Source organism: Vibrio cholerae ATCC 14035 (assembly GCF_000621645.1).
GTDB classification, from domain to species: Bacteria; Pseudomonadota; Gammaproteobacteria; order Enterobacterales; family Vibrionaceae; genus Vibrio; species Vibrio cholerae.
Genome location: NZ_JHXR01000043.1, coordinates 1 through 9,220, shown reverse-complemented (window position 1 = coordinate 9,220; position 9,220 = coordinate 1). Strand labels below are relative to the sequence as shown.

The following is a 9,220-nucleotide window of genomic DNA, read 5'->3' as shown; positions in this document are numbered from 1 at the left end:
TGCGAAAGTCAGTTGATGACTCATCGGTCACCTCATCCTTGCTGTTTTGATGGTTGCTATGATCTCATATCAGAGACTTAATCGCATCTTCCCTAAATAATGACTCTGAACACCAGTATGCACTTTATGGCCTAACATTGTCTCTGCCACGTGGTATGGCACACCCATTGACTCCCAAATGTTACGCGCCGTTCTTCGCATATCGTGATTGGTTGTGCGCGGGAAACCGAGTTCTTCAATTCTATCGGCCAGCTTGCTGCCAAAATCGACAGGCACGTTAGCTGACATTGGCCTGTCTTGTTCCGTATTCACCGGGGGGAACATCATGGTGTGATTCGGCCAAATGGCAAATTGCTCCATGATAATTTTTTCAGCAAGAGGGGGAATAGCTCTGCGAATAGCACCGCCTTGCTTCTTACGAACCTTGTTATTCTCTTCGGGGACTGTCCACACTCGTTTCTCAAGATCAAAGTCTGCTTTTTTAGCCAGCCGCAATTCGTTACTGCGGTTGGCAAAAATCAGCATCAAGCGCAGAAAGTTTTTATTGCTCTCGTGAATGGAAATATCATCAATCGCTTTCCAAAGTGCTTTGACACCTTGTTCGTCTTGGCGGCTTCTCTTCGGTGTAGTGGGCACCCCAACATCGGCTTTTTTAAGTTCCGTCAGTACGTTGTATTTCAACAAACCATGACGCACTGCATATGAGAGTACTTGCTTGAAACGTGTCATCAGGTTAGCCGAATGCTTTGCACTCACCCGCCTTTTAGCCTTCAAGAAAACAGGCATGAAATCGATCAGTTCGAGTTGTTTTGCTGGGTAATTACCGAGTGTAGGAGTGATATCGGTGTGGAACATTTTCAGCAATGCATCACACTGCTTTATGTTGTCTCTTGCATGGTTCTCTGCCCAATAATCGATAAGATCGTTCAAAGTGATTATTGAGTCATCGTTAGCAGATCTTGTGGATTTTCTTGGGTCAAAACCAAGCTCGACTAACTCAGCTCGGCTTTCTCTGGCTTGGATTGCATCGCGCAGCTTCATTGCTGGGTATTCACCCAATTTGATGCGCTGCATTTTACCGTTGATGTTAGCCCGATAAACCCAAGTGATCTTGCCTTTAGGGCTAACACGAACGCCAAGCCCAAATCTGTGGCTTATCTCAGTCTTACCTGAATAGGGTTTGCCATTGGTTGCTCTTAACCATGCATCCGTTATTGCCATACTCACCTTGCATCAGAAAATTTGGTACAAATTTGGTACAAGATTTCTTTTGATGCAATAGGTTTATATTCAATTTGATAGATAGGGCAAGAATTAAAATGAAAATAGAATTTTTTCTAACTGATTGCTAGATATGGACTTTTTGTGGAGGTTGGAATGGGTGTGATGTGCGGGGAAAGAGAATGAAAGGTGACTGGTGAGTTACACCAAGCAACACTTGTGTGAAAAAATTACGCTTTAAATTCATTCTGTAATAAATAGCGGCGTAACGAGTTCAAAAAATTCGGTACAAATTTTGGCGCAAATACGGATGCACCAGCTTAAGTACGTCGCAGCATCATAAAGCAATATGCTGAAATGACAACCGCTTTCTCGGTCAGTTGAGACTGCAAACCTCCGTTGCAAAAAGCACAAAGGAAGGTTTCCCTTCCTTTGCTAATAAGCGTTACTCATAAGAATGACACTGAAGAAATTATGCTCCGCGATAATAACGCTGAGGCACAAAAGGCATTTTTTCGACAGTCATTGGCAGCATCTTCCCGCGCACATCAGCAAACACTTCACCGCCTAAAGCGGCGTGCTCAGTGCTGACATAAGCCATGGAAACTGGTTTGTCGGCCGTTGGGCCTGCAGTTCCACTGGTCACGATACCAATCTTGTTGCCCTGCGCATCAAACAGTTCAGTGCCTTCGCGTACTGGCGCTTTGGTTTGTCCGATCAAACCGACGCGTTTACGGCTAACTTGTTTGGTTTCAATCTGGCTGAGAATGATCTCCGCACCGGGAAAACCGCCCTCACGCGCGCCACCTTTGCGGCGCACAGGCTGAATAGCCCACAGCAAGCTTGCTTCGACTGGCGTTGTGGTTGGGTCGAGATCGTGTCCATAGAGACACAAACCACACTCCAAACGCAGTGAGTCGCGCGCACCAAGGCCTATCCACTCCACTTCTTCAAAATCCGTCAGTTTACGAGCCAGTGCCGCCGCTTTATCAGCAGGCACTGAGATTTCGTAGCCATCTTCACCGGTGTAGCCACTGCGACTGACAATACATTCTGCACCATCGATCTCAAGGAGTTGAACATCCATAAACAGCATCTTGGCAACGGCAGGTTGCAAACGTGCGAGCACCTGTGCCGCTTTGGGGCCTTGCAGCGCGAGCAGAGCACGATCTTCAATCACTTCCATCTCAACATCCGCAGGCAGATGCGCTTTTAGATGCGCAATGTCTTGCGCTTTACACGCCGCGTTCACCACCACAAACAGATGATCCCCCATATTGGCCACCATCAAATCATCCATAATGCCACCTTGGGCATTGGTGAAAAACGCATAACGCTGTTTGCCAACAGGGAGATCAATAATATCAACCGGAACCAAGGCTTCTAAGGCGGCAGCCGCTTGAGCACCGTACAAACGCAGTTGCCCCATGTGGGAAACATCAAACAGACCGGCTGCTTCACGGGTGTGTATATGCTCTTTTTTCACCCCAAGGGCGTATTGAACTGGCATATCGTAGCCCGCAAAAGGCACCATCTTTGCGCCAACTTCAATGTGTAGCGCATGTAGCGGTGTCGTCAGTAAGGTTTCGTGTTGTTCAGTCATTCTTGTTCTCCATATAAGCCAAAGCTGCGCTTTTGGCGCAATCTACCGTGGCAAGATTCCTTTAGTGAGGAAACTATGTTTCCGATAATAAACAAGCCGAGCCCGTTTTAGAGGATTCAACAAATTAAAACAGTGCTCACCATCACAGTTAACAATATTGTTAAGGAATGGTTATCAAAAACCACCACCAACACACTCCACGTCTTGGGTTGTTATACGCGGATGTTTCGGATAGGAAACTCACTATCTTGCGGTGACCCAAAGGATCAGCGCATCCTCTTCACTCACTGAAACCAGCATGTGTCCCATGTTGGCGTCGTAATACACACTGTCCCCTTCCACCAGATGTACCGGCTCATAAAATTCGCTGTAGAACATCACTTCACCTTCAAGGATCAGCAGAAACTCTTCACCATCGTGACGCACCCAATCGCTGTACTCTTCAAAGGCTCTGGCACGCACGCGGCTTTTGAACGGCATCATCTTTTTGTTAGAAAGTTGAGTCGCGAGCAATTCATGTTCATAGGTTTGGGTTGGGTGCGGTTTTCCTGCTTCTTTACGGGTAATATCACGCCGCCCTGTCGCTACAATTTTCTTCGGTGGCTCAAAGAGTTGCGGCATTTCAATCTGCAAACCATGCGCCAATTTTTGCATAGCCTGAAAGGTTGGCGAAATCTGTTCGTTTTCAATTTTGCTCAGTGTAGAGCGAGCGAGACCAGTACGCTGGCTCGCCTCTTCAAGCGTGATGCCTAATCGCGTGCGAATATCTTTGATCCGCTGACCCAGCTTGAGTGGCTCGATACCTTGCTCGCCCGATTCGCGAGCCAAAGTGATGGATGGGTACTCATCATAAATGTCTTCTGACATGCTTTCCCTCTGGTTATAAAACTTCCTGTCTACCAAGCATTGTGGCATGAAGCGATTTGTTGATTAAAGAGCACACAAAGAAATAAAAGTACTTTTGCTAAGCAGATCAGAAACCGTGTTTCCTATAGGAAATTTTTGATTGATTGTTCTGTAAGCAAAGAGTATGTTATCGACTTGTTAGATGAAGAGATGCAATCACTCGCTGCTTTAGGCTGAATGACCAGTCGATTTCCGCGAGTTTTCGATCCCGCTCATTGGGGTTATGTTGCCAAGGTTTAGGGCAATCAAGATTAGGAATGACTCAGCCGATCGCGATGAGTATCGCGATCAGAAAAAGGAGCGATAACCCCATCTTAGTGCGGTTATCAGATTGGAAGGCCATCTACTATGAATGCAAATCTAAACAAAGCTTATCCCAACGTTAGCCTTGAGAACTTCTTCTCTACCCCACTGGCGGCGACCAACGATGCGGTATTTGCCGCCATTCAAGCTGAATACACCCGCCAAAATGAACAGATCGAACTGATTGCCTCTGAAAACATCGTCTCTAAAGCCGTAATGCAGGCGCAAGGCACTTGCCTGACTAACAAATACGCCGAAGGTTATCCCGGCCGTCGTTACTACGGCGGTTGTGAGCATGTTGACAGCGTTGAGCAGATTGCTATCGAACGCGCCAAAATGCTTTTTCAGTGTCAATACGCAAACGTTCAACCACACTCAGGCGCTCAAGCCAATGGCGCTGTGATGCTTGCTCTGCTGCAACCGGGCGACACTATTATGGGTATGTCGCTAGATGCAGGCGGTCATCTCACGCATGGTGCGCGCCCTGCTCTTTCAGGTAAATGGTTCAATGCGGTGCAATACGGTGTGGATCGCCAAACCCTCGAAATTAACTACGATTCTGTTCGTGCACTGGCGTTAGAGCACAAACCCAAAATGATCATCGCAGGCGGCAGTGCCATTCCCCGCACTATCGATTTTGCTCAATTTCGCTCAATTGTGGACGAAGTTGGCGCGCTGTTGATGGTCGATATGGCGCACATTGCCGGATTGGTAGCAACTGGCGCACATCCAAGCCCATTGCCGCATGCTCATGTCGTCACCACTACCACACACAAAACTCTACGTGGCCCGCGCGGCGGCATGATTTTGACCAACAGCGAAGAGATCCACAAAAAGATCAATTCTGCGGTGTTCCCCGGTTTACAAGGTGGCCCACTGATGCACGTGATTGCCGCTAAAGCAGTGGCATTTGGTGAAGCGCTCGGCCCTGAATTCCGTACTTATATTGATTCGGTGATCGATAACGCAAAAGTGCTGGCTGAAGTGTTGCAAACTCGCGGGTGTGACATTGTGACTGGCGGAACGGATACGCATCTCATGTTGGTCGACCTTAGACCTAAAGGTTTGAAAGGCAACCAAGTTGAACAAGCCTTAGAGCGTGCCGGGATCACGTGTAACAAAAATGGCATCCCATTTGACGAAGAGAAGCCTATGATTACATCGGGCATTCGTTTAGGTACGCCTGCCGGAACCAGCCGTGGTTTCGGTCGTGAAGAATTCAAACTCATCGGTGAGTGGATTGGGGACGTTCTGGATGGTTTGGTGGCCAGCCCAGAAGGCAACCCAGACGTTGAGCAACAAGTGCGTAAACAAGTGAAAGCACTGTGCCAACGCTTCCCGCTCTATCAATAGCTTTTTATCAGTACGATATTTTTTGGAGAATACGCAATGGACAAGACACTGAAGTTCACAGAAAGCCATGAATGGGTTCGCGACAACGGTGACGGTACAGTAACCATCGGCATCTCTGAGCACGCCCAAGAAATGCTCGGTGACGTAGTGTTTGTAGAGTTACCTGAAATCGATGCCGAAATTGATGCGGGTGACAGCTTTTCACTGGTTGAGTCGGTGAAAGCCGCTTCTGACATCTATGCACCAGTGACCGGTGTCGTCATTGAAGTCAACGAAGATCTGCAAAACAGCCCAGAGCTGATTAATGAAGAGCCTTACGATGGCGGTTGGATCGTGAAAGTGAAAATGTCCGATCCTGATGAACTCAAAGATCTAAAAGACGCGGAAGAGTACCTAGCTTCAATCGAAGAAGACTAAACGCAATATGCATGAGAAAGCTGCCCTTCAGGGCGGCTTTTTTTCAAAGTCACTCACCGCAAATGAGTGATGTTTGATCGCCAAGTGAGTGGTGATTCCACCAAGGTTGTTCGCATGCTCACATGGAAAGAAGGTAAAGGACAATGACAGAATTACTTCACAGCCTAAGCACACAAAATGAGTTCGTTGCACGCCACAACGGGCCAGATAAACAAGAACAAGCCACCATGCTTAAAACGGTGAATGCGGAAAGTTTGGATGCGCTGATCGCCCAAACCGTGCCTGCCCAAATCCGTTTAGAAGCGCCAATGCAGCTCGCGCCCGCTCAAAGCGAAGCTGATATGCTGGCAACGATGAAATCGTTCGCCAAACTTAACCAGCTTAAACGGACTTTCATCGGTCAGGGTTACTACAACACCTTCACACCGAACGTCATTTTACGTAACGTGATGGAAAACCCGGGCTGGTACACCGCTTACACTCCTTATCAGCCAGAAATCTCGCAAGGCCGTCTTGAATCGCTGCTTAACTATCAGCAGATGGTGATGGATTTAACCGCGATGGAGATTGCGAACGCGTCACTGCTGGATGAAGCGACAGCGGCGGCCGAAGCGATGGCACTGTGTCAACGCGCAGGCAAGAGCAAAAGCAACCTGTTCTTTGTTGCCGATGACGTGCATCCACAAACCATTGAAGTGGTGAAAACTCGCGCCGCATTCCTTGGCTTTGAGGTAAAAGTCGATTCGATTGACAACATCACCCAACAAGAAGCTTTTGGCGCACTGCTGCAATACCCGGGTACAACCGGTGAAGTGCGCGATCTGACTGACATCATCGCCAAAGCACAAGCCAACAAAACCTTAGTCACCGTAGCGACCGATTTACTCGCCAGCGTGCTGCTCAAACCTGCGGGTGAAATGGGCGCAGATGTCGTAATTGGTTCTGCTCAGCGCTTTGGTGTACCTATGGGTTATGGCGGCCCACACGCGGCTTTCATGGCAACACGTGATGCGCACAAACGCACCATGCCGGGACGTGTGATCGGTGTTTCGATTGATGCGAAAGGTAACCAAGCCTTACGTATGGCAATGCAAACCCGTGAGCAGCACATTCGCCGTGAAAAAGCGACCTCCAACATCTGTACCGCGCAAGCGCTGCTGGCCAACATGGCTGCGTTTTATGCGGTGTACCATGGTCCACAAGGTCTGCGCACTATTGCGCGCCGCGCTCACCACCTCACCGCGATTCTTGCTGCTGGCTTAACCAAAGCGGGTTACGAACTGGCGCATCAGCATTTCTTTGATACGCTGGCGATCAATACAGGTGCAAAAACCGATGCTCTGTACCAAGCTGCGCAACAAGCGAACATCAATCTGCGTAAACTGCCTAATCAGCTTGGCGTGAGCTTTGATGAAACCACGACAGTGGCTGACGTTGAAGCGCTCTTTGCGATCTTTGGTATTAAAGAAGAGGTTCATGCACTTTCCGACCGCATTGCGACCAATGAGCTCGCCGCGATTCCAGAAAGTTGCCGTCGTCAAAGCGCGTTTTTGACTCACCCTGTGTTTAACACACACCACAGTGAAACTCAGATGCTGCGTTATATGAAGCATCTGGAAAACAAAGATTTCTCTCTTACTCACGGCATGATCCCGCTAGGCAGTTGCACCATGAAGCTCAACGCTACCGCGGAGATGATTCCCGTCACTTGGCCTGAGTTTGGCGCACTGCATCCGTTTGTACCAAAAGCACAAGCTGCGGGCTATGCGGCATTGGCTGAAGACCTGAAGCAAAAACTGTGTGAAATCACGGGGTATGATGCTTTCTCACTGCAACCCAACTCAGGGGCTTCCGGTGAATATGCAGGTTTAGTGGCGATTCAGCGTTATCACCAAAGCCGCGGCGAAGGCCACCGCAATGTTTGCCTCATCCCAAGCTCAGCACACGGCACCAACCCAGCTACCGCGGCAATGGTGTCGATGAAAGTCGTGGTGGTGAAATGCGATGAAAACGGCAACATTGATATGGTTGACCTTGCGGACAAAATTGAAAAGCACAAAGACCATCTTTCCAGCATCATGATCACCTACCCTTCAACGCATGGCGTGTATGAACAGCAAGTGCGTGAAGTGTGTGAAATGGTGCATGCAGCAGGTGGTCAAGTTTACCTTGATGGTGCAAACATGAACGCGCAAGTGGGGCTGACCTCACCGGGCTTTATCGGCTCAGACGTATCACACCTGAACTTGCACAAAACCTTCTGTATTCCACACGGCGGCGGCGGCCCAGGCATGGGACCTATCGGTGTGAAATCGCACCTAGCACCTTTCCTGCCAGGACACATTGAAGGTGGCGTAGAGGGTTCTGATTTCGCGGTTTCCGCAGCCGATCTTGGCAGCGCGTCCATTCTGCCGATCTCTTGGGCCTACATTGCGATGATGGGTGCAGACGGTCTGGCTGAAGCCACCAAGCTGGCGATTTTGAATGCCAACTATGTGATGGAGCGTCTGCGTCCGCACTACCCGATCCTTTACCGTGGTGCAAATGGTCGAGTGGCGCACGAGTGCATCATCGATATCCGTCCTCTGAAAGAAGAAACTGGGATTAGCGAAGAAGATATTGCCAAACGCTTGATGGACTACGGCTTCCACGCGCCAACTATGTCATTCCCAGTAGCAGGCACTTTAATGGTTGAGCCAACGGAATCGGAAGATTTGGCGGAGCTGGATCGCTTCTGTGATGCATTGATTGCGATTCGTGGCGAGATCGACAAAGTGAAAAATGGCGAATGGCCGCTTGAAAGCAACCCTCTGGTGCATGCGCCGCATACCCAAGCGGATCTGCGCGAAGAGAAATGGGATCGTCCATACTCACGTGAAATCGCCTGCTTCCCATCGGCACACACCAAAGCCAGCAAATACTGGCCAACGGTGAACCGTGTCGATAACGTTTACGGCGACCGTAACCTCGTCTGTTCATGCCCAAGCATTGACAGTTATCAGGACTAATCGGTCATCCGGATGACCATCCGTTTAACAAAGGCGAGCCAGAGTGCTCGCCTTTTTCATTGTCATCCCTAAACCACCGCTTTTAGCGGTGGTGATTGTCCCTAGGGGCTTTTGCCCGAAAATGCGCCCATGTTAGAAGACAAACTCTTATTCACCATAAGTAAGAGGATTCAAATAACATGGGCGACTACAGAAGTTCATCACACGTCTATTGGCGTTGCAAATATCATATCGTTTGGACACCAAAATTTCGTTTTAAGATCTTAAAAGGTAATGTTGCCAAAGAGCTAAATCGTTCGATCTACATTCTTTGTAATATGAAAGATTGTGAAGTTTTGGAACTCAATGTTCAGCCAGATCATGTCCACTTAGTTGCGATAATTCCGCCCAAAGTATCGATTTCGACGTT

General features: G+C 48.8%; 6 protein-coding genes and 1 pseudogene. 4 read left to right on the top strand and 3 right to left on the bottom strand.

Translation table 11 applies throughout. The features are described from left to right. Positions 1–69 precede the first annotated feature (69 nt). The 3 genes from T411_RS0115010 to T411_RS0115000 all read right to left on the bottom strand — a co-directional run bounded on the left by T411_RS0115010 (position 70) and on the right by T411_RS0115000 (position 3,691). On the bottom strand, positions 70–1,221 hold the full coding sequence (locus tag T411_RS0115010) for a tyrosine-type recombinase/integrase (RefSeq protein WP_001018595.1): 1,152 nt from the start codon (positions 1,219–1,221) through the stop codon (positions 70–72). A gap of 472 nt (positions 1,222–1,693) precedes the next feature. Next, the gene (gene gcvT, locus T411_RS0115005) at positions 1,694–2,824 is read right to left on the bottom strand and encodes a glycine cleavage system aminomethyltransferase GcvT (protein ID WP_000139209.1); all 1,131 of its coding nucleotides are present in this window, start codon (positions 2,822–2,824) and stop codon (positions 1,694–1,696) included. 243 nt (positions 2,825–3,067) lie between these two features. Next, positions 3,068–3,691, bottom strand: a complete 624-nt coding sequence (locus T411_RS0115000) for a helix-turn-helix domain-containing protein (protein ID WP_001287804.1) — start codon at positions 3,689–3,691, stop codon at positions 3,068–3,070. Between the two features lie 387 nt (positions 3,692–4,078). On the opposite strand from T411_RS0115000, the gene T411_RS0114995 reads away from it, so the two are divergent. The 4 genes and pseudogenes from T411_RS0114995 to tnpA form a co-directional block, all read left to right on the top strand. Continuing rightward, positions 4,079–5,386 carry a serine hydroxymethyltransferase gene (locus tag T411_RS0114995; protein WP_000993300.1) on the top strand — a complete coding sequence of 436 codons (1,308 nt, stop codon included), beginning with the start codon at positions 4,079–4,081 and terminating at the stop codon, positions 5,384–5,386. Between the two features lie 36 nt (positions 5,387–5,422). Beyond that, the gene (gcvH, locus tag T411_RS0114990) at positions 5,423–5,803 is read left to right on the top strand and encodes a glycine cleavage system protein GcvH (RefSeq protein ID WP_000361811.1); all 381 of its coding nucleotides are present in this window, start codon (positions 5,423–5,425) and stop codon (positions 5,801–5,803) included. A 143-nt stretch (positions 5,804–5,946) separates the two neighbouring features. Beyond that, entirely contained in the window at positions 5,947–8,811 is a 2,865-nt protein-coding gene (gene gcvP, locus T411_RS0114985; RefSeq protein ID WP_000137693.1) for an aminomethyl-transferring glycine dehydrogenase, read from the top strand. Between the two features lie 179 nt (positions 8,812–8,990). Continuing rightward, positions 8,991–9,220: pseudogene (gene tnpA / locus T411_RS0114980) on the top strand (IS200/IS605-like element IS1004 family transposase); the annotation flags it as partial.

What these genes read in the sequence shown, in the direction of transcription:
- gcvH (WP_000361811.1), top strand. Translation starts at nt 5,423, where the DNA reads ATGGACAAGACACTGAAGTTCACAGAAAGCCATGAATGGGTTCGCGAC.
- T411_RS0115010 (WP_001018595.1), bottom strand. Translation starts at nt 1,221, where the DNA reads ATGGCAATAACGGATGCATGGTTAAGAGCAACCAATGGCAAACCCTAT.
- T411_RS0114995 (WP_000993300.1), top strand. Translation starts at nt 4,079, where the DNA reads ATGAATGCAAATCTAAACAAAGCTTATCCCAACGTTAGCCTTGAGAAC.
- T411_RS0115000 (WP_001287804.1), bottom strand. Translation starts at nt 3,691, where the DNA reads ATGTCAGAAGACATTTATGATGAGTACCCATCCATCACTTTGGCTCGC.
- gcvP (WP_000137693.1), top strand. Translation starts at nt 5,947, where the DNA reads ATGACAGAATTACTTCACAGCCTAAGCACACAAAATGAGTTCGTTGCA.
- gcvT (WP_000139209.1), bottom strand. Translation starts at nt 2,824, where the DNA reads ATGACTGAACAACACGAAACCTTACTGACGACACCGCTACATGCGCTA.